A 21,505-nucleotide genomic window follows, 5' to 3' on the forward strand; every position below is an offset into this window, starting at 1 on the left:
TCAGCCCGTTATATTAAAAAAGGAGGATGTCACTTATGCCAAAAATGAAATCTCACCGCGGAGCAGCAAAACGTTTTCGCAAAACAGGAAGCGGCCGTGTAAAACGCGCACGCGCATTCACGAGCCATATGTTTTCGCATAAATCCCAAAAGCAAAAGCGTAACCTGCGTAAGCCGGAGCTTGTTTCCAAGTCCGACTACAAGCGTATCAAGACACTGCTGCCGAAAACGAAAAAATAAGCACGACCAAATAATTAAGATAAGCTAAGGAGGGGTTGACGATGCCAAGAGTAAAAGGCGGATATGTGGCACGTCGCAGACGTAAACGAGTATTAAAACTCGCGAAAGGTTATAGAGGTTCTAAGCATAGACTGTTTAAAACAGCACAGGAACAGGTAATGAAGTCCCTGCAGTATGCTTACCGGGACCGTCGCCAGCGCAAACGCGAATTCCGTAAGCTGTGGATTGCACGTATTAACGCAGCAGCCCGTTTAAACGGCTTGTCCTACAGCCGCATGATGCATGGCCTGAAGCAGGGCGGTATCCAAATGAACCGTAAAATGCTCGCAGACCTTGCGGTAAATGACGAAAAAGCATTTGCAGAGCTTGCTGAAAAAGCGAAATCAAACTTATAATCAAACAAAAAAGCGGAGCGCCCGGTAAATCAGGCGTTCCGCTTTTTATTGTTTCTCGGGCTGTTTTGCTTCAAGCTGCTGCATGAACTCCTTCACCGGGCTGTTCCACTCGATAGCAGCTTCCGGATAGAGGGATAAAATTTCCCGCTCGAGAAAGGTGAAATCCTCGCGCTGGAAGCCGCGCAAATGCTCACTTTCAATCACCCACAGCGAAATCGTAACGACTTCAAACGATTTTTCGGTTGTACCTACGTATTTTTCGCCTTCAAACATGACGCCTTTATGGGTCGCCAGTAAATTTTTCCGCACGTTTTGCTGGTCATCAAGCAGATAGAATTGTTTTTTATGGTGAGCTGCTTCCAGCTTTCTCCTAGAATTATTCCAGTATCTCCAAAACGAGTATATGATAATAATAAGAGCGATCAACAGCAGCACTCGTAAAAGAATACCCAATCTTTACACCCTCCTCTGCATCTATCGGATTAAGCGTACATAAGCCTTCTCATTTCTAATATATACGCACAGTCTGCTAAAAAGTTTCACAGGCACCAGGGTATGATAGATTATGTTTGAGCCCTGCGGCAAAGTTCTTTATACTGAATATGGAAGAACCCGCACCACACCGCTTGTATGGATGAGAATATTAGCCCGCAGCATTAATAATATTTTCCCTTTGCATGTGTGTGTAAAACAACCGTACATAAAGGAGGCAGCACGAAATGGCAGAATTAGACCCGACATTGCAGATGCTAAAGGACCTCACGGACGCAAACGGCGTTCCGGGGAACGAACAGGAACCGAGAAAAGTAATGACCCAGTATATTTCTCCTTACGCCGATGAAATGAGCACCGATCGGCTGGGAAGCCTGATTGCTAAAAAAACCGGACAGGCCGGCGGTCCGAAATTAATGATTACCGGACATCTGGACGAAATTGGTTTTATGATATCGGGAATCGATGAGAATGGCTTTTTGAAATTCCAGACCCTCGGGGGATGGTGGAGCCAGGTGATGCTCGCCCAGCGGGTGAATGTAATGACGAGAAAAGGAAATATTACCGGGGTGATCGGCTCAAAGCCGCCGCATATTCTTCCGGCGGAGCAGCGCAAGAAAGCAATGGAAATTAAAGATATGTTCATCGATATCGGTGCTTCAAGCAAGGAAGAAGCAGAATCATTCGGCGTGCGTCCGGGAGATTCGGTCGTGCCGGTATGTGATTTTGAAGTGATGAATAATGAAAAACTGCTGATGGCAAAAGCCTGGGACAACCGTATTGGCTGTGCTATCGCGATTGAGGTGCTGAAGCGTCTCGAAAATGAATCCCATCCGAATGAAATTTACGGCGTCGGTGCTGTACAGGAGGAAGTCGGCCTGCGCGGAGCGAAAACAGCAACCAACCTTATTCAGCCGGATATCGGCTTTGCTGTCGATGTAGGGATTGCCGGGGATACGCCGGGTGTCACAAGTAACGATGCCAGAGCGAAAATCGGCAAAGGCCCGCAGCTTCTTATGATGGACGCCTCCGTCATCGCACACAAAGGGCTGCGTGATTTCGTTGTCGGTGTGGCTGAAGAGAAAGAAATTCCTTTTCAGTTCGACATGATGGCAAACGGCGGCACAGATGCAGGGTCTATTCATCTGTCCGGCGAAGGAGTACCGGCGATGGCCATTACGATTCCGACCCGCTATATCCATACGCATGCGGCTATTCTGCACCGGGATGACTTTGAGCATGCCGTGCAGTTAATCGTAGAAATTGCTAAGCGTCTGGACCGCGACACAGTAGATTCGTTAACGTACGAAGCATAAAATACCAGCCTTTCTGTCCATGAGGGACGGGAGGGCTGTTTATTTTCTTTCTGCGGCGGGGCAAAGTGTGCTACGATGAGAGAAAATACTGGGGGAGACAGCGAAGTGAAGCGGATAGAATCGGCAAAAAACCCGAAAGTAAAAGAGATAAAAAAACTTCATAAACGTAAGGAACGTGAAAGGTCAGGGCTTTTTTTAATTGAGGGAGACCACGCGCTGACAGAAGCCGTCCGGTCGGAGGCCTGGATTGAAGAAATTTTCATTGAAGAGCATAAAGAGTGGCCGCAGGTTTTTAATGAAATTCCAACACCGGCCACAGAGGTAACAGAAAGCGTAATGAAAGAAATAAGCTTGACGGAAACCCCGAAAAATATTGTAGCTGTATGCAGAATTCCTGAATTTTCTAATGTAAGAAGCGGTGGATATTCATTTTTCGTGCTGGTGGACAGCATTCAGGACCCAGGTAACCTGGGAACAATTATCCGGACGGTTGACGCGCTTGGAAAAGGGGTAGTCGTTCTCGGCACAGGTACGGTGGATGCGTACAATGAAAAGGTGGTCCGGGCGACCCAGGGCTCACTGTTTCATGTCCCGGTACTGCAGGAGGACCTGGGTGAATGGCTGGAATGGCTGCAGGAAACGGACATTCCGTGCTTTGGCACTTCGCTTGATGAAGGTACGTCGTATTCGGCACTTGAGCCGCAGCCTTACTTTGCGTTAATCATTGGCAACGAAGGAGCCGGCGTACAAAAGAAATGGCTCGAGCGGACCGACCAGAACCTGTACATTCCGATTCCGGGCCAGGCAGAATCGTTAAATGCGGCAGTTTCTGCCGGCATTCTGCTGTATCACTTGAAGCAGACAGATTGGTGATGGTTGCAATCGGGCCAGGCTTTTTCTATAATAATTCATATTGAAACATATAAACACAAATGCGCAGATGAAGAGTAGTAGCATCGCTTCCTGCTGAACAGGGAAAAGGTATCGCTGACTGAAAATACCTTGCAGTAAGGATTTGTGAATTCGCTTCGGAGCAGCCGCTGGAGTATTCCCTGTGGAAGAAAAGCGTGCCGGAACCTGTCGTTACAGGAGAGTGAGCTGTGCACTGCAGCTAACAAGGGTGGTACCGCGAGCCTTCGTCCCTTTCAGGGAGAGGGCTCTTTTTATTTGGCATAAAAATGGAGGGAATCAGAATATGATAGAACGCTTGGAGGAGCTGCAGCAGGAAGCGCTGCAGCAGATTGAAGAAGCTGGCGATACAAAGGAATTAGAGCAGGTGAGAGTAAAATACTTAGGGAAGAAGGGTCCGATTACGGAAGTGCTCCGGGGGATGGGGCAGCTGTCCAAGGAAGAGCGTCCTGTGGTCGGCCAGAAAGGAAACGAAGTACGGGAAGCTATTCAGGAGCGTCTGGAGAAAAAAACAAAAACGCTTGCCGACGAAGCATTAAAGGAAAAGCTTGAAAAAGAAACGCTCGATGTAACACTGCCGGGACGTAAGGTCCAACGAGGGGCGAAGCACCCGCTGACAAGCGTTGTGGAAGAAATTGAAGATATCTTTATCGGTATGGGGTTTGAAGTGACTGAAGGACCGGAAGTCGAAACCGATTATTATAACTTTGAAGCGATGAATCTGCCAAAAGATCATCCGGCCCGTGACATGCAGGACTCTTTTTATGTCAGCAGTGATCTGCTGCTGCGTACACAAACGTCGCCGGTACAGGCCCGCTCGATGGAACGCCACCACGGCGAAGGGCCGGTGAAAATCATCTGCCCGGGCAAGGTCTACCGCCGGGACGATGACGATGCTACCCACTCCCACCAGTTCATGCAGATCGAAGGGCTGATGGTTGACGAAAATATCCGTATGAGTGATTTAAAAGGGGTGCTCGAAACATTTGTGAAAAAATATTTCGGAGAGGAAAGAGAAATTCGTCTCCGCCCGAGCTACTTCCCTTTTACCGAGCCGTCTGCAGAACTCGATGTTTCATGCGGTATCTGCGCCGGGGAAGGCTGCCGCATCTGCAAGCATACTGGGTGGATTGAAGTTCTCGGGTGCGGGATGGTGCATCCGCGCGTGCTGGAAATGAGCGGTTTTGACCCGGACGTATACAGCGGCTTTGCCTTTGGCATGGGAGTAGAGCGCTTCTCCCTACTGAAATACGGCATTGATGATATCCGGCATTTTTACACGAACGATATGCGCTTTTTAAAACAATTCACTCGAGTATAGAAGGAGAATGCAGATATGTTGATCTCATATAAATGGCTGAAAGATTATGTGGATATTGAAGATATTACCCCCGAAGAAATTGCCGATCGCCTGACTACAGGAGGTGTAGAGGTGGACGCTCTGTACCGGCGTGCCGAACCGATTGAGGGATGCGTGGTCGGGTATGTTACCGAAGCCGAAAAGCATCCGGATGCGGATAACTTAAACATTTGCCAGGTGCATCAGGGAGCAGAGACAGTACAGATCATCTGCGGTGCTGACAACGTGGCAGCCGGACAGAAGGTCGTAGTGGCAAAGCCGGGCACCGTTCTGCCTGGGGGGATGGAAATTAAAGCAGCGGAAATCCGCGGCCAGCAGTCCAACGGCATGATTTGTTCTCTCCAGGAGCTCGGCGTGGAAGCCAAGCTGGTGCCTAAGCATGTGGCTGAAGGCATTTTCGTTTTTGACGAGGATCCGGAGACGGGATCGGATGCGGTAAAAGCTCTTGGCTGGGACGATACAGTGATGGATCTGGATATTACGCCAAACCGTGCCGACTGCCTGAATATCCTCGGGGTCGCCTACGAAGTGGCAGCTCAGCTGGACCGGACCGTCCGGCTCCCTGTGACTTCGGTAAAAGAAAGCGAAAAGCCTGCATCAGCAGCGGTTAATGTGAAAATCGAAAACGGCGAAGACACTCCTTATTACGGAGCGAGAGTCGCGGAAAACATTCAGGTGAATCCTTCTCCGTACTGGATGCAGAACCGCTTGATGGCTGCCGGCATCCGGCCGATCAGCAACATCGTGGACATTACCAACTATGTGCTGCTTGAATACGGGCAGCCGCTGCACGCGTTTGATTTTGACGCCTTCGGCTCCGACGAAGTGCTCGTGCGAAGAGCATTCGAAGACGAAGAAATACAGACGCTCGACGGTAATAAGCATCATCTTTCGACGGAGCATCTGGTCGTAACCAATGGTACAAAGCCGACAGCCCTTGCAGGAGTGATGGGTGGAGAGCACTCTGAGGTGAGCGACCAGACAACAAATATTCTGCTTGAAGCGGCCCTGTTTCATCCGTCCCTGATCCGCCAGGCGTCTAAAGATACGCGGATACGAAGCGATGCAAGTGTCCGTTATGAGCGGGGGCTCGACACGGAGAGAGTGGAGCAGGCAGCAGACCGGGCGGCGCATTTATTCGCTGAATATGCGGGCGCCACTGTGCTTCAGGGCATCGAGCAGGAGGACCACCGGGAGCCGGGCGGCCGCTGGGTACGGGTGAGTGATCGCCGTATCAATCAGCTGCTTGGAATGGAGCTCAGCGGTTCAGAAATGGTCCGTATTCTCGAACGTCTCGGCTTTCAGACCGCCGACAAGGAAACGAGCAGTATCGAAGTATATATCCCAAGCCGCCGCCCGGATATCCGCATTGAAGAGGATGTGGCTGAAGAAATCGCTCGGATGCACGGCTATCAGGACATTCCGAGTACACTTCCTAAAGGTGCTACAACGGCCGGAAGCCTGACTGCCGAACAGAAAAGAAAGCGGACAGTACGCCGTTTTTTGGAAAGTGCCGGGCTGAGTGAAGCTGTCACCTATTCCCTGACGACTGCCAGCTCAGCTTCCCGTTTCACGCTGTACCCGGAAAAGTATACGATGGAAGTAACCATGCCAATGAGCGAAGACCGCAGAGTACTGCGGCAGAGCCTGATTCCTCAGCTTCTTGAAGGAGTCAGCTATAACCGCAACCGCCAGACGAAAGATATCGCTTTGTTTGAAATGGGCTCGGTGTTTCTTTCCGAAGAAGAGAATGCTGCTGTACAGCCGGAAGAACGTATTATGCTTGCTGCGGTAGTAAGCGGAAGATGGGAAAGCCACCTATGGCAGGGAGAAACAAAAAATGCAGACTTTTACGTGATGAAAGGAATTGCTGAAGGCATTCTTGAAGAGCTGCACGTAGAAAGCCGTGCTTCGTTCACTTTGGCAGAGCACAGTGATATGCACCCCGGCCGTACCGCAGACATACAGCTGGATGGAAAAACGGTGGGATACGTCGGCCAAATTCACCCAACAACGGCTGGTGAGTGGGATATAGCCGAAACGTATGCCCTGCAGGTTGATTTAACCTCCCTGCTTCAGGCGGTGGAAACGCCGGTTCGTTATCAAACGCTTCCGCGCTTCCCTTCCACTACCCGTGATATTGCAATTGTTGTGGATGAAAATGTGCCTGCAGTTGAAGTAAAAGAAGTCATTGAGTCCGCAGGTGGAAGCACGCTTTACAGCACCTCCCTGTTTGACGTTTATCAGGGCGAGAATCTAACGCCCGGCAAAAAATCCCTGGCGTTCACGCTGGTCTACCTGGATCCGGAAAGAACACTGACCGATGAAGAGGTCAGCTCCGCGCACAACCAGGTGCTTCGCATGCTTGAAGAAAAAACCGGGGCAGAGCTCAGGCAGTAAACAGCTGCCGGGCATCTCCCGGTTTAAAAAAGGGCCTGTAAAGGGAAAGATATTCAGAGCCTTTTTATTCTGTTACTATTAAGGAAAAGGCACATTCAAGAACAGGGGGCGGAAGACGTGGCTGATGATCAAAGTAAAAAACGCACTACGGTTACAATATACGGCCAGCAGTACACGATTGTCGGTGATGAACAACCCTCGCATATTAATCAGGTCGCCAATTATTTAGATAAGAGAATGAAAGAGTATAAAGCATACAATCCTTATTTGGATACGACCCGCCTGGCGGTATTGACGGCTTTAAACGTAGTGGATGACTATATAAAACTCAAAGAAGAAGTAAACAAGGACAAAGATTCTGAAGGGTAATGGCTATGGAAATAGTAATAAACGTTCTGCTTGTTGTGATTTTAATCGGAAGCTTTTTTACAGGGCTTCAAAGAGGCTTTGTTCTTCAATTGCTTCGCCTTGTCAGTCTGGTGGCAGCGTTTATTGTTGCGTTTTTATTCTATGAAGAAGTCGCGCAGTTTTTAGAACAATGGGTCCCCTACCCATTCGGCCAGCAGGCGGAGGGGACGTTCCTGGCTGCTTTTGATACCCGCAGCTTGTTTTATTATGCGATTGCCTTTCTTCTTTTGTTTATCGGCACCCGCATCATCGCCGGCTTTTTAACCGGAGCAGCAGGCGGCATTGCCAGACTTCCGGTGCTTAGAACGATTAATTACTGGCTTGGTGGTGTGCTTGGGGTGCTCGAAACGTACGTAATTTTATTCGTTGTGCTGGCTGCAGCTATGCTGATGCCGTTTCCGGCTCTTGAGCCGGTAATAAACAATTCGGCAGTCGCCAGCTTTATATTACATGAAACCCCATGGCTTTCCGGCTGGTACGAGCAAATCATGCCGGCAGACCCCGGGAACATGGACGGCCCAATAGAGAATGAAGGCTGACTTCCCTGTGTTTCACAGGGAAGTCTGTTTTTATGTCTTCAGCCCGGCGGCGTGAGCTTAGACAGAATTATTAACTCCCGTTATACTCAAAAAAGAATGCCTAACATGATTAAAGCTGACATGTGGAGGAGAATAGCATGAATAAAAAAGATCTGATCGGCCATTTGGAAACAATTGCTGTATATATGGAAATCAAGGGGGAAAACCCGTTTAAAATTTCTGCCTACCGTAAAGCGGCTCAAGCGCTTGAATATGATGAGCGTTCACTAAATGAAATTGAAGATGCTGGCAGCTTAAAAGGCATCGGTAAAGGCACAGCTGCGCTGATAAAAGAATGGCGGGACAACAACGGGGAAACAGAACTGATGCAGACGCTGACAGAAGAAGTGCCGGAGGGATTAATTCCGCTGCTGAAGCTGCCTGGACTGGGAGGAAAAAAAGTGTCGAAGCTCTATCAGGAGCTCGACATAACGGACCGGGACTCGCTTGAACAGGCGTGTTTAACTCATGAAGTACAGAATCTCGAAGGGTTCGGGGCGAAAACCGAGCAGAAAATACTCGAAGCGCTCGCAGAAGAAGGCAAGCGACCGGAGCGACTGCCGATTGCCTATATGCTGGAAATGGCCGAAAAGCTTGAAGCGTCCCTCGAAAAAGTGGAAGGGGTGCAAAGGTATGCGCGGGCTGGAAGTCTGCGCCGGGTGGAAGAGTCGGTGAAGGACCTGGATTATATTATGAGTGTGGAAAACGCCGAAAATGTCCGCAAACAGCTGGTGGAGATGCCCGAAATAACGAAGGTTATTAATGACGGTACAAGCAAGGTCAGCATTGAAATTAAAGGGGAATATAATGTTCAAGTAGATATTCGCCTGGTAAAGGAAGAAGATTTTGCAAGCACCCTGCATCATTTCACCGGTTCTAAAGACCATAATGTACAAATGCGGCAGCTCGCAAAGGAACGAAACGAAAAATTAAGTGAATACGGCATTGAAGATCAGAATGGACGCAAAACTACGTTTCAGAATGAAACCGAATTTTACGGCCACTTTGGTCTGCACTTTATTCCTCCCGAAGCGCGCCTGGGGAGAGATGAAACGGATAAATTCCGGCAGCCGTATTCATATATAGAAAAGAAGCATATCCGCGGTGATCTTCATATGCACACTACGTGGAGCGATGGGTCTCTTTCCATCCGTGAGATGGTGGAGGAAGTAAAGAAACACGGCTACGAATGGCTGGCTCTTACGGACCATTCTAAATACCTGCGGGTCGCCCACGGACTGGACGAAGAAAGAATCCGCAGGCAGATAGAAGAAATACGTAACGTCAGAGAAGAAGAAAAAAATATTCAGATATTTGCCGGTATTGAAATGGATATCCGGCCCGACGGAACGCTCGATATTGAGGATGAAGTTCTCGAAGAGCTTGATGTCGTCATTGCTTCCATCCATTCCTCCTTCTCCCAGACAGAAAAAGAAATTATGAACCGGATGGAACAGGCGCTGGAGCATCCGGAAGTAAATGTTATTGCCCATCCGACGGGAAGACTTTTAGGACGACGGGACGGATACAAAGTAGATGTAGACCGGCTGATGAAACGGGCGGGCGAAACAAACACAGCGCTGGAGCTGAATGCCAATCCCAACCGCCTGGATCTTTCGGCTGAATGGCTGAGAAAGGCTGCTGAGCATAATGTTCTTATTGCAATCAATACGGACGCCCACAACCCTGGTATGCTTGATCATATGGACGTAGGCATATCCATTGCCAAAAAAGCGCTTCTTCAGCCAGAGCAGATCATAAATACAATGACGGCGGAGCAGTTAAAAAAATGGCTGAAGCGCAAGAAACAATAGAACAACCAAAGAGGTGAGCATTGTTGAATGATAGAACACTCCGTGTGCTGGAATACGAAAAAATGAAAGAGCAGTTGCAGGCTCATGCCGGCTCCACTCTTGCCAAAGAACGGATTGAACGGCTGCAGCCCTACCGGGAGCTTGCGGAAGCGAAGGAAGCACAGAGCTTCACCGCGGAAGCAGCCAAAGTAATACGGCTTCGGGGACAGGCACCCCTCGGCGGCATACGCCAGATTCATGCCCATGTGCGCCGGGCTCAAATCGGCGGGATGCTGAACGCCGGCGAGCTCACAGAGGTTTCGGACACCCTGTATGCCGGCCGCCGGATACGGTCGTTTATTCTGGATATGACAGAAGAGACGGTGGATCTCCCGCTGCTTGAGGGGCTGGTGCGGCAGATAGTGACTCTCCCCGAGATTGAAAAGCAGATCCGTGACTGTATAGATGAAAACGGGGCGGTGCTAGACAGTGCAAGCTCCGCCCTGCGCGGACTCCGGCAGCAGATGAGAAGCCTCGAGTCATCGGTGCGTTCGAAGCTTGAACAGTACACCAGGTCGCCGGACCAGCAAAAACGCCTGTCTGATTCCATCGTAACGATACGCAACGACCGCTACGTGCTGCCGGTAAAACAGGAATACCGTTCGTCATTTGGCGGTATTGTTCACGACCAGTCGTCCACAGGGGCTACTCTTTTCATTGAGCCGCAGGCGGTCGTTTCGATGAATAACGAACTAAGAGAGGCAAGACTGAAAGAACAGCGGGAAATTGAGCGAATTCTCCAGGAACTGTCTTCATATATTGCTGAAGACGGGGAAGAGATTCTGGTAAATATGAATACGCTGACCGAGCTCGATTTCACATTTGCCAAAGCCTACTATGCAAGAGATCAGAAAGCGGTGCAGCCGGAGCTGAACAATGAAGGAAGGTTCCGGTTCATGGAGGCACGGCATCCGCTCATTGACCCGGAAGAAATGGTGCCGCTTGACTTGGAGCTTGGGGAAGAGTTTGGAACGCTTGTCATTACCGGCCCCAATACGGGCGGTAAAACCGTGACACTTAAAACGGCTGGTCTGCTGACGCTCATGGCCCAGTCAGGGCTGTTTGTCCTCGCAGAAGAAGAAGCAGAAGCCGCTGTATTTTCGAAAGTGTTTGCCGATATTGGAGATGAACAGTCGATTGAACAGAGCTTAAGTACGTTTTCTTCCCACATGACGAACATTGTAGATATCGTCAAGCAGGTGGACAGCGAATCGTTTGTGCTTTTTGATGAGATAGGCGCCGGCACCGATCCGGAGGAAGGCTCGGCTCTTGCCGTCAGCATTCTGGACTATGTCCAGGAAGCCGGGGGCAGATTGATTGCTACCACGCACTACAGTGAACTGAAAGGGTATGCGTACAACCGTGACGGGGTAATGAATGCAAGTGTCGAATTTGACGTGGAAACATTGAGGCCAACGTATCGGCTGCTCGTAGGTGTACCGGGCCGAAGCAACGCGTTTGCTATTTCAAGGCAGATCGGCCTGCCGGATTCTATTATTTCCAATGCAGAAAAAGAAATGAGCACAGATACAAAGCAGGTCGAAACGATGATTGCTTCTCTGGATGAACAAAGAAAAGAAACAGAATCGGCATGGCAGGAGGCAGATGACCTCCGGCAGGAAGCGTCCAGGCTCTGGCAGGAGCTGAATACTGCCTGGAATGAAGTGCTGCAAAAACGGGATCAGATTATTGCGAACGCAGAAGGTAAAGCAAAAAGCGAAGTCGATAAGGCGAAAGCCCAGGCGGAGGAAATTATTGCCGAGCTGAAGGAGATGCAGAAGGAAGGCGCGGAAATTAAAGAACACCGCCTGATCGAAGCCCGCAGGCAGATGGAACAGGCAGCTCCTGCGATGACCAAAAAGCAGAAACAGGTGAAACAAAAAGCCCAGCAAGAACGTACCTTTGAAGTAGGAGATGAAGTGAAGGTGCTTCGCTTCGGGCAGCGTGGACATATTGTAGAAAAGGTAAATGACAAGGAATTTCAGGTGCAGCTTGGCATCATGAAAATGACAGCGAAACCCGAAGAAATGGAAAAGCTCAAATCAGAGCCCGTGAAAGAGCCTAAACGTCAGGTCGCAACGACTTCTACAGCCGCCCCGGCAAAGCCCGAACTGGACCTGCGCGGGGAAAGATACGAAGACGCCGTACAGCGCCTCGAAAAATACCTCGATGAAGTAGTGCTCGCCGGTTACCGGGAAGTCCATATTATTCACGGAAAAGGCACCGGCGCTCTACGCAAGGGTGTAAAAGAATATTTGAAAAACCATCCCAGCGTAAAATCAACCAGGGATGGCGGGATGAATGAAGGCGGCATCGGTAACACGGTGGCAGAACTTAAGTAAGCGGAGGGGTGCACGTGGATGCGTGGATGGATAATGCTTTTATAAATACAGCTGGCAACTTCAGCGTTGCTGTACTCTCCCTGGTAATTTTTCTGTGGATATTTGAAATTATTACTCCTTACCGTAACTGGGAAGAAATCAAGAAAGGAAATATCGCTGTCGCCCTGGCGACGGGCGGGAAACTGTTTGGGGTTTCCAACATTCTTCATTATTCCATCATGCATAACGACGGTATCCTGTTTATGCTTCTATGGGGTTTTTATGGTTTTGTATTATTAATTTTAAGCTATTTAATATTTGAATTTCTTACTCCCATGTTTAAGGTGGATGAGGAAATCAGCAAAGATAACCGTGCAGTGGGAATCATTTCCTTTATTATTTCGGTAGGGGTTTCTTTTGTAATAGGTGCCGGAATTATCATTTAAATAGAAGAAAATGTAACGAAAAATCCACAAATAGTTAATTAATTAGGACTATGTATGTGCATTTTGGTTGACATCCCTTTATGGATTATGTACATTTATAACTAACTAAAATACTGTGCCAGTATTACCCAAACGCAATGAAGCGCCTTACTCTGTTACGGGAGTGAGGCGTTTTTAAAGGCATTATATCGGTTGGGTGAAGCAGGAACCGGCATGATGGATGGTTTTGTTTGAAAGGGTGGCAGATATATATGGGGAAAAATCCAAACAGGAAACATGCACAGATTATTGAGGCGGGAATCAAAGTAATCGCTGAACATGGTTATCATCAGGCTAAGGTGTCGGATATTGCTAAAGAGGCAAAGGTGGCAGACGGCACGATTTATTTGTATTTTAATAATAAAGAGCACATATTAATTTCCATTTTCGAGGAAAAAATGCAGGAATTCATGCAGAAGCTTGAAATAATCATGCAAAAGGATATTTCTGTTAAAGAGCAGCTGTTTGAAATGGCCCAGCTGCAGCTTGAATTCATGGAAGGCCGGCCGGAGCTTGCTACGCTTGCCCATTTTGAACTTTTGCAGACAAAGGGTGAGATTCATGACAACATGCAGCGCATACTATCCCCGTTTTTTCAGGCGGTTATTGATATTATAAAGAGGGGAAAAGAGGAACAGGTTTTTTCTCGCTCGCTTTCCATTGAAATCGGAAGAATCTGTTTTGTCGGCATACTCAATGAAGCGATTACGACATGGGTAATGGAAAAAGGAAGCTATTCACTGGCAGCCCAGGGGCCGGCCCTTGCGGAAATAGTTTATCAGGCACTGAAGACGGAAATATAATCAGATGGAGCCTTTAAAAATTTTAAGCTAAACGTTAGCCAGTAAAGCACGGGAATGCTATAATAACGAAGAATAAATGCAAGGATAGAGATATAAAGGAGGAACCATTCATGGCTATTGTCAATGTATCGGACCAAAACTTTGCAGGTGAAACGTCTGATGGTGTAGTACTTGCGGACTTTTGGGCACCCTGGTGCGGACCTTGTAAAATGATCGCTCCGGTGCTCGAAGAAATCGACACCGAAATGGGCGAGCAGATTAAAATTGCTAAATTAGATGTTGATGAAAACCAGGAAACAGCCGGAAAATACGGCGTAATGAGTATTCCAACACTAATGATTTTTAAAGACGGCGAAGTCGTCGAGCAGGTTGTCGGCTTCCAGCCTAAGGAACAACTGGTGGAGCTTTTGAACAAACATTTGTAAAACACGAAACTGCTGGTCTCTGGGCCGGCAGTTTTTTGTTTCTTCTGATTTAAAAAAGGAAAGGAACACCATAGATATTACACGCCAAGAGGGGTTGGGCACATGACTCAATTAAAAGAAAAGCTGGCTATTCTGCCGGATCAGCCCGGCTGCTATTTAATGAAAAATAAACACGGGACCGTTATATACGTAGGTAAGGCAAAGGTATTGAAAAACCGGGTGAGATCCTATTTCACAGGGTCGCACGACGGAAAGACCCAGCGGCTCGTAATGGAAATTACCGATTTTGAATATATTATGACCTCTTCCAACCTGGAAGCATTAATACTTGAAATGAATTTAATTAAAAAGTACGAACCAAAATACAACGTGCTTCTTAAAGACGATAAATCCTACCCGTATATTAAAATCACCAACGAAGAGCATCCCCGGCTGATCATTACGAGAAAAATTAAAAAGGATGGCGGAAAATACTTTGGTCCGTACCCAAACGCCGGGGCGGCAAATGAAACGAAGAAGCTGCTTGATCAATTATATCCACTGCGCAAATGCCGGACGATGCCTGACCGGGTCTGTTTGTATTACCATATCGGCCAGTGTCTGGCCCCGTGTGAGTTTACGGTGACGAGGGACCAGTACGACGATATGATTCAGCAGATTGCACGGTTTTTAAACAACGGCCATCATGAAATCCGGGCGGAGCTTCAAACGAAAATGGAAACCGCTTCTGAACAGCTGGAGTTTGAACGCGCCAAAGAGCTGAGGGATCAAATACAGCATATTGATTCTGTGATGGAAAAACAGAAAATGTCTGTAAAGGATCAGGTGAACCGCGATGTGTTTGCCTACAGCTACGACAAAGGCTGGATGTGCGTGCAGGTATTTTTTGTAAGACAGGGAAAGTTGATCGAAAGGGACGTTTCCCTTTTTCCAATGTATCAGGAGCCGGAGGAGGATTTTCTTACCTTCCTGGGCCAGTTCTACATGCAGGAGCAGCATATAAAGCCGTCGGAAATATTTATTCCGGGCTCGGTGGATGCCTCTATGGCTGAACAGTTCGTAAACGTCCGGGTCCAGCAGCCAAAGCGCGGCCAAAAAAGGGAGCTGCTTGATCTGGCAGAAAAAAATGCCCGGCAGGCGCTCAGCGATCGCTTTGCATTAATTGAACGGGATGAAGAACGGACAATTAAAGCGGTGGAACAGCTCGGTGAAGCAATGGGCATTGATACTCCTTACCGTATGGAAGCTTTTGACAACTCGAATATCCAGGGTACAGATCCGGTAGCGGCAATGGTTACTTTTGTGGACGGCAAGCCCTGGAAGAAAGGATACAGAAAGTATAAGGTCCGGGATGTAAAGGGGCCGGATGACTATGCGTCCATGCGCGAGGTTGTGCGCAGAAGATACATCCGCCTCTTAAAAGACGAAGCGGCACTGCCGGATCTGATTCTTATTGATGGCGGGAAAGGCCAGTTGAGTGCAGCCGTCAGCGTTATCGAGGATGAGCTTGGTTTAAATATTCCGGTAGCGGGACTTGCCAAAGACGATAAGCACCGCACCTCGGAGCTTATAATGGGAGAAGAGGCTGTCAGAGTGCCCCTTGAGCGGCACAGCTCCGCCTTTTATTTGCTGCAGCGTGTGCAGGATGAAGTGCACCGTTTTGCAATTACCTTTCACCGTCAGACGCGCGGAAAAACGATGTTTTCCTCTCTTCTGGACGATATCAACGGGATCGGACAAAAGCGCAAGCAGATGCTTCTAAAGCATTTTGGTTCCGTGAAAAAAATGAAGGAGGCATCCTTTGAGGATTTTAAACAGCTTTCGCTCCCGGATGACGTTATTACGGAGCTGATGAAAAAGCTGGAGGAGGACTCCACTCTTTCGAAGTAAAAAACGTTCGCTGAGGCGCCTCAGCGAACGTTTTGCTATGCGGTCTGGTTTAGGTTACTCCCATTTTATATGCATAGTCGTGGATTTTTTCTTTTCTTCTATGTAAGTTTCCGCGTATGTATCCTTCATTTTTGACCACTGTTCTGCCAAAAATCCGCCTTCTAAAGCTTTCGTGAACGAATCTTCCTTTTCGTAAACAGACAGTTCAGCAATGACGTCTTTTTTTCTTTCTTTTTTCCATACAATCTCTCCCCAGCCGGCATCACGGAAAAAATCAGCGACCTCTCCGGGGGTACTGCATGGATAGCGGCGGGCGAGCTGTTTGCCGGCCCAGTATAATATCGCATGCTCGTCAGAGCCTAAAATATCAGGAAGAACATTTTTCCGCAGTAATTCGTATCCGAAGGCAGCCGGTTTATTTGTTTCTTCTTCCATTTCCATCACCACTTTCTTCACCTAATATTATACATGCTGGAGTTGGAAATCTCTATAGATTCCCAAAATCATACATGATATACTAATGCACGATTATGACGGAGGGACCGATATGAAAAATATTTTTGCAGAAAAAATGACACCATTTCGCATGATCATCGGTGCCTACGTTTTTTCAATGCTATTGTTCAGCTTACTGCTCTGGCTTCCGATCTCGCATCAGCCGGGGCATGAATTAACATATATAGAAGCTTTGTTTACCTCAGTATCCGCCGTGAGCGTAACAGGTCTGACAGTCATCCAGGTATCTGACACCCTGAGCGCTGTCGGGATTACGTTTTTGGCACTGGCGATGCAGGTAGGCGGCATTGGAATTATGTCTCTGGGCACGTTTGTGTGGATGGTTTTTGGAAGAAAAATTAATTTATCCCAGCGGTTACTGATTATGGTTGACCAAAATCAGTATAAGTTTTCAGGCATGGTCAAGCTGATGAGAAATATATTGCTTCTTGCTTTAGGAATTGAAGCAATGGGTATGCTGATACTCGGTACATACTTTCTTCGTTATTTTGACTCGACATGGGAAGCTTATTACCAGGGCGGATTTGCCGCACTGAGTGCTTTTACCAATGCCGGCTTTGATGTAACGGGACAGTCGCTGATCCCATTTGCTGAGGACTACTATGTCCTGTTTGTCGTCCTGACCCTGATTTTTGCCGGGGCAATTGGCTTTCCGGTTCTGATGGAGGTCAGAGAATATTTGACAAACAGGGAGCGGTTTAATTTCAGTCTGTTTACGAAAGTGACGACTACCACGTATTTTCTCGTGTTTGTGCTCGGGGCCGTCAGCATATGGGCACTTGAATTTGGCTTTTATTATGACGGTATGGCCTGGCATCAGCAGTTTTTCTTTTCGATGTTTAACTCAGCGACGACCAGGAGTGCCGGCTTATCGGTAATGGATGTTTCGGCGTTTTCTCTGCCTACTCTTTTGCTGATGTCCGGCCTGATGGTTATTGGGGCGAGTCCGTCGAGTGTCGGAGGAGGCATCCGGACGACGACGCTTGCTGTAATGTTTTTAACGATTCGGAGCTTTGCGCTTGGACGTTCGGATGTCAAAGTGTTTAACCGCCAGATTGACCCGGAGGATAAGCAGCGGACCTTTATTGTTATATCCTTTTTCATTGTAGGCTTATTGGCTGCGATTACTCTAATCAGTGCATTTGAACGTGGCAATGCGGAAGTGGAATTAATTGATATTATTTTTGAAACAAGCTCGGCCTTCGGAACCTGCGGGCTTTCGACTGGGCTGACGGATGATTTTTCCACACCAAGCCATGTCCTGCTCATGTGCCTGATGTTCATCGGACGGGTGGGAATACTGGTGTTTTTATTCTCAGTGAAAAAGAAAGAAACGAAATCACATTATAGATATCCAACAGAACGCATAATTATTGGTTAGCCGGAGAGGGGATTCTCCGGCTCTCTTAATTGCCGGGAAAGTGAATCGCATAAAGTATGAATAATATGCATTTAAGATGCTGTATACGTTTTCTTGACGGGTAATTTTAGGGGGAGTACAATTAACGTAACGTTTCGCACAATTCCTTGAATAATTCTTTTCCATTTTGTGACTAATTGGTTGTATAGTGCATGCATATGCATTTTGCAAAACGGAAAAGAGGCAGGAGACACGGCCGGTACACAAGTACATATAAAACAGGAAGCTTTAATTCTGTTTATTGTGCGGGCGGTGGAAAGTTCAGCAGGGGGGTAATGGAGCCGGAAAAGAAAGCAATGCAGAAAAACAGGATGGAGAGAATTTTTATGCTAATGGAGGAGGATGAATATGGCTTTAAATAAGGAATTTGCCGCCCGGAGGCTGCACTCGCTTCTTGGTATTATTCCAATTGGACTATTTTTGATGCAGCACTTCGTAGTAAACCATTTCGCGACCAGGAGTGCTGAAGCGTTCAACGGAGCGGCTCACTTTATGGAAAATTTACCGTTTCGTATCTTTTTAGAGATGTTTCTCATTTATATTCCCATACTATTTCACGGGATTTATGGACTTTATATCGTATTTCAGGGCAAGGCGAATGCGAAGCGTTTTGGCTACTTTCGTAACTGGATGTACATTTTCCAGCGTATTACCGGGGTATTCCTGTTAGTGTTTATTACCTGGCACGTCTGGGACACATGGGTGCAGGCACAGTTTTTCGGTGCGGATGTAAACTACCAGATGATGGCTGATATCGTAGCGAACCCATGGATGCTTGCATTTTACATTGTAGGTATACTGGCTGCTACATTCCACTTTTCAAACGGCTTATGGTCCTTTTTGGTTACATGGGGCATTACGGTTACACCAAAAGCCCAGCTGGCTGCAACATACTTCACCCTGGCCGTTTTCGTAGCAATGTCTGTGATTGGCCTTCGTGCTATTTTCGCATTCGTATAAGATCGGTTTTTAAATAAACTAAAGGAGTGAAACATCCGCATGAGTAATGGAAAAGTTATTGTCGTAGGCGGCGGACTGGCAGGACTGATGGCAACAATCAAGGCCGCTGAAGCAGGTTCTCAAGTGGACTTATTTTCAATTGTACCGGTAAAACGTTCTCACTCTGTCTGTGCTCAGGGCGGCATGAACGGTGCCGTCAATACAAAAGGGGAAGGGGACTCCCCGTGGGAGCACTTTGACGATACTGTATACGGGGGCGACTTTCTTGCAAACCAGCCTCCAGTGAAAGCTATGACCGAAGCAGCTCCGGGGATCATTCACCTGATGGACCGTATGGGCGTTATGTTCAACCGGACCCCTGAAGGACTGCTCGACTTCCGCCGTTTCGGCGGCACCCAGTTCCACCGTACAGCTTACGCCGGAGCAACGACCGGCCAGCAGCTGTTGTATGCGCTCGATGAGCAGGTTCGCCGTTATGAAGTGGAAGGCCTGGTCAACAAATATGAGGGATGGGAATTTCTTTCAGCTATTCTGGATGAGGAGCAGACCTGTAAAGGGATTGCTGCCCAGAACCTGCGTTCGATGGAAATTGAAACGTTCCGGGCTGACGCGATCATTATGGCTACTGGGGGACCCGGCATCATTTTCGGTAAATCCACGAACTCCATGATCAATACCGGCTTTGCCGCCTCATCGCTTTATCTTCAGGGCGTCAATTATGCCAACGGTGAATTTATCCAGATTCACCCGACTGCCATCCCTGGCGATGACAAACTCCGTCTGATGAGTGAATCTGCACGGGGGGAAGGCGGACGCATCTGGACATACAAAGACGGTAAGCCATGGTACTTCCTGGAGGAAAAATATCCGGCTTACGGTAACCTGGTTCCGCGCGACATTGCAACACGTGAAATCTTTGATGTCTGTGTTAACCAAAAACTTGGTATTAACGGAGAAAACATGGTTTATCTGGACCTTTCCCATAAAGATCCGCATGAGCTCGACGTGAAGCTTGGCGGGATCATGGAAATCTATGAAAAATTCATGGGCGATGATCCGCGGAAAGTGCCAATGAAAATCTTCCCTGCCGTACACTATTCGATGGGCGGCATGTGGGTTGACTATAACCAAATGACAAACATTCCGGGTATTTTCGCTGCTGGGGAATGTGACTATACCCAGCACGGCGGTAACCGCCTCGGAGCAAACTCCCTGCTTTCCTCTATATACGGCGGGATGGTTGCCGGGCCGAACGCGGTGGAGTATGCCAACAGCCTGGAAAAATCAGCGGAAGATCTTTCTTCTTCGCTTTTTGAAACAAAGAAACGGGAAGAGCAGCAGGAGTTCGACAAAATTATGAACATGGACGGCACTGAGAATGCCTACGCACTTCATAATGAACTCGGTGAATGGATGACAAACAACATGACTGTGGTCCGGGAAAATGATAAGCTGCTCGAAACAGACGATAAACTCCAGGAGCTTCTCGAACGCTGGGAAAACATTAACATGCATGACAGCTCCAAATGGAATAACCATGCCGCCATGTTCACCCGTCAGCTTAAAGGAATGATCCACCTGGCCCGCGTGATGACTCTGGGAGCTTATCACCGTAATGAAAGCCGCGGTGCTCACTATAAGCCTGAGTTTCCGGAGCGTAATGATGAAGACTTCCTGAAAACAACGAAGGCTCATTACAATCCGCAGACCAATCATCCGGAATTTGAGTACGAAGAGGTTGACACTTCGCTGATCAAGCCGAGAAAACGGGATTATTCCCAAGGAAAAGCATCTTCTGAGAAGGGAGCAAGTAACTAATGAGTGATGCACAAGCGCAAGAAACGCGTAACGCAGAAGAAACCGATACTAAAAAAGTAAAGTTTATTATTACCCGGCAGGATGACCCGGACAGTCCTTCCTATGATCAGGAATTTGAAGTTCCTTACAGAGAAAATATGAACGTTATTTCCGCACTGATGGAAATCCGCAGAAACCCTGTCGACAGCCAGGGTAACCAGGCCAATCCTGTTATCTGGGATATGAACTGTCTCGAGGAAGTATGCGGCGCATGCTCGATGATTGTAAATGGTACAGCCCGCCAGTCCTGTACGGCCTTAATTGATCAGCTTGAACAGCCGATCCGTCTGGAGCCGATGAAGACATTCCCGGTAATGAGAGACCTTCAGGTGGACAGAAGCCGGATGTTTGATTCCCTGAAAAAGGTTAAAGCATGGATTCCAATTGACGGTACGTATGATCTTGGTCCCGGACCGAGAATGGCCGAAAATAAACGCCAGTGGTCGTATGAGCTCTCCAAATGTATGACGTGCGGAGTATGCCTCGAGGCCTGCCCGAACGTAAACGATGACTCTTCATTTATCGGTCCTGCGGCTATTTCCCAGGTTCGCTTGTTTAACTCCCACCCGACCGGGGAAATGAACAAATCCGAGCGTCTGGAAGCCTTGATGGGTGAGGGCGGTATCAGCGGCTGCAGTAACGCACAGAACTGTGTGGAAGTTTGTCCGAAGGGCATTCCTTTAACGACTTCCATTGCAGCAATGAACCGCGAAACAAATATTCAGTCGTTTAAAAACTTTTTTGGCGGCGGGAACTAATTGATCAAAAGGCAGCCTCCGGGCTGTCTTTTGATTTATGGTTTATGAAAATGATCTTCCTGGCGAGTCGGAAAAACCTGGTGTCTTTTTGAAGAAGGCGGCCACTGCGTCTGTTCTTGT

Annotated in this window: 20 protein-coding genes and 1 other annotated feature; of the genes, 18 read left to right on the forward strand and 2 right to left on the reverse strand. The window is 48.0% G+C overall.

Features of this window, described 5'->3' with window-relative positions:
- Nucleotides 1–35: 35 nt before the first annotated feature.
- Together rpmI and rplT are read left to right on the forward strand one after the other, a co-directional pair.
- Nucleotides 36–239, forward strand: a complete 204-nt coding sequence (rpmI, locus tag ACTRXI_RS08075) for a 50S ribosomal protein L35 (RefSeq protein WP_022793119.1) — start codon at nucleotides 36–38, stop codon at nucleotides 237–239.
- A 41-nt stretch (nucleotides 240–280) separates the two neighbouring features.
- Nucleotides 281–634 (forward strand): 50S ribosomal protein L20, encoded by a 354-nt coding sequence (gene rplT, locus ACTRXI_RS08080; RefSeq protein ID WP_298783507.1) that lies wholly within the window; start codon nucleotides 281–283, stop codon nucleotides 632–634.
- A 45-nt stretch (nucleotides 635–679) separates the two neighbouring features.
- Here rplT and ACTRXI_RS08085 read toward each other — a convergent pair whose 3' ends face one another.
- A complete protein-coding gene (locus ACTRXI_RS08085; protein ID WP_474261916.1) occupies nucleotides 680–1,087 on the reverse strand; it encodes a sigma-w pathway protein ysdB in 408 nt (135 codons plus the stop codon).
- A gap of 266 nt (nucleotides 1,088–1,353) precedes the next feature.
- Between ACTRXI_RS08085 and ACTRXI_RS08090 the strand changes: the two genes are divergently transcribed.
- From ACTRXI_RS08090 to uvrC, 12 genes are all read left to right on the forward strand, one after another.
- On the forward strand, nucleotides 1,354–2,442 hold the full coding sequence (locus ACTRXI_RS08090) for a M42 family metallopeptidase (RefSeq protein ID WP_474261917.1): 1,089 nt from the start codon (nucleotides 1,354–1,356) through the stop codon (nucleotides 2,440–2,442).
- Between the two features lie 105 nt (nucleotides 2,443–2,547).
- Nucleotides 2,548–3,315, forward strand: a complete 768-nt coding sequence (locus tag ACTRXI_RS08095) for a TrmH family RNA methyltransferase (protein WP_474261918.1) — start codon at nucleotides 2,548–2,550, stop codon at nucleotides 3,313–3,315.
- A gap of 55 nt (nucleotides 3,316–3,370) precedes the next feature.
- Nucleotides 3,371–3,589 (forward strand) — a binding site (T-box leader).
- 48 nt (nucleotides 3,590–3,637) lie between these two features.
- Complete coding sequence (gene pheS / locus ACTRXI_RS08100; protein WP_474261919.1) at nucleotides 3,638–4,672, forward strand: phenylalanine--tRNA ligase subunit alpha; 1,035 nt, start codon at nucleotides 3,638–3,640, stop codon at nucleotides 4,670–4,672.
- A 15-nt stretch (nucleotides 4,673–4,687) separates the two neighbouring features.
- Nucleotides 4,688–7,111, forward strand: coding sequence for a phenylalanine--tRNA ligase subunit beta (gene pheT / locus ACTRXI_RS08105; protein ID WP_474261920.1), 2,424 nt, complete (start codon nucleotides 4,688–4,690; stop codon nucleotides 7,109–7,111).
- Nucleotides 7,112–7,228: 117 nt separating this feature from the next.
- Entirely contained in the window at nucleotides 7,229–7,480 is a 252-nt protein-coding gene (zapA, locus tag ACTRXI_RS08110) for a cell division protein ZapA (protein WP_022793126.1), read from the forward strand.
- A 5-nt stretch (nucleotides 7,481–7,485) separates the two neighbouring features.
- A complete protein-coding gene (locus tag ACTRXI_RS08115) occupies nucleotides 7,486–8,058 on the forward strand; it encodes a CvpA family protein (RefSeq protein ID WP_474261922.1) in 573 nt (190 codons plus the stop codon).
- Nucleotides 8,059–8,195: 137 nt separating this feature from the next.
- On the forward strand, nucleotides 8,196–9,911 hold the full coding sequence (polX, locus tag ACTRXI_RS08120) for a DNA polymerase/3'-5' exonuclease PolX (RefSeq protein ID WP_474261923.1): 1,716 nt from the start codon (nucleotides 8,196–8,198) through the stop codon (nucleotides 9,909–9,911).
- Nucleotides 9,912–9,934: 23 nt separating this feature from the next.
- Complete coding sequence (locus ACTRXI_RS08125; RefSeq protein ID WP_474261924.1) at nucleotides 9,935–12,292, forward strand: endonuclease MutS2; 2,358 nt, start codon at nucleotides 9,935–9,937, stop codon at nucleotides 12,290–12,292.
- 26 nt (nucleotides 12,293–12,318) lie between these two features.
- Nucleotides 12,319–12,717: a DUF350 domain-containing protein gene (locus ACTRXI_RS08130; protein ID WP_322526574.1), complete on the forward strand. Its 399-nt coding sequence runs from the start codon at nucleotides 12,319–12,321 to the stop codon at nucleotides 12,715–12,717.
- Between the two features lie 251 nt (nucleotides 12,718–12,968).
- Complete coding sequence (locus tag ACTRXI_RS08135) at nucleotides 12,969–13,559, forward strand: TetR/AcrR family transcriptional regulator (RefSeq protein ID WP_474261925.1); 591 nt, start codon at nucleotides 12,969–12,971, stop codon at nucleotides 13,557–13,559.
- A 110-nt stretch (nucleotides 13,560–13,669) separates the two neighbouring features.
- On the forward strand, nucleotides 13,670–13,984 hold the full coding sequence (gene trxA / locus ACTRXI_RS08140; RefSeq protein ID WP_022793132.1) for a thioredoxin: 315 nt from the start codon (nucleotides 13,670–13,672) through the stop codon (nucleotides 13,982–13,984).
- A gap of 102 nt (nucleotides 13,985–14,086) precedes the next feature.
- Entirely contained in the window at nucleotides 14,087–15,874 is a 1,788-nt protein-coding gene (gene uvrC, locus ACTRXI_RS08145; RefSeq protein ID WP_474261926.1) for an excinuclease ABC subunit UvrC, read from the forward strand.
- A gap of 54 nt (nucleotides 15,875–15,928) precedes the next feature.
- Here uvrC and ACTRXI_RS08150 read toward each other — a convergent pair whose 3' ends face one another.
- Nucleotides 15,929–16,315, reverse strand: coding sequence for a DUF2507 domain-containing protein (locus ACTRXI_RS08150; RefSeq protein WP_322526519.1), 387 nt, complete (start codon nucleotides 16,313–16,315; stop codon nucleotides 15,929–15,931).
- A gap of 106 nt (nucleotides 16,316–16,421) precedes the next feature.
- On the opposite strand from ACTRXI_RS08150, the gene ACTRXI_RS08155 reads away from it, so the two are divergent.
- The 4 genes from ACTRXI_RS08155 (at nucleotide 16,422) to sdhB (ending at nucleotide 21,385) form a co-directional block, all read left to right on the forward strand.
- Entirely contained in the window at nucleotides 16,422–17,771 is a 1,350-nt protein-coding gene (locus tag ACTRXI_RS08155; RefSeq protein WP_474261927.1) for a TrkH family potassium uptake protein, read from the forward strand.
- Between the two features lie 387 nt (nucleotides 17,772–18,158).
- Nucleotides 18,159–18,770: a succinate dehydrogenase cytochrome b558 subunit gene (locus ACTRXI_RS08160; RefSeq protein ID WP_474261928.1), complete on the forward strand. Its 612-nt coding sequence runs from the start codon at nucleotides 18,159–18,161 to the stop codon at nucleotides 18,768–18,770.
- Nucleotides 18,771–18,809: 39 nt separating this feature from the next.
- Nucleotides 18,810–20,588 (forward strand): succinate dehydrogenase flavoprotein subunit, encoded by a 1,779-nt coding sequence (gene sdhA, locus ACTRXI_RS08165; protein WP_474261929.1) that lies wholly within the window; start codon nucleotides 18,810–18,812, stop codon nucleotides 20,586–20,588.
- A complete protein-coding gene (gene sdhB, locus ACTRXI_RS08170) occupies nucleotides 20,588–21,385 on the forward strand; it encodes a succinate dehydrogenase iron-sulfur subunit (RefSeq protein WP_322526515.1) in 798 nt (265 codons plus the stop codon). The genes sdhA and sdhB overlap by 1 nt, the downstream gene beginning before the upstream one ends.
- The last annotated feature ends 120 nt before the right edge of the window (nucleotides 21,386–21,505 follow it).

Source organism: Marinococcus sp. LNHM4E3-1, assembly GCF_056034405.1.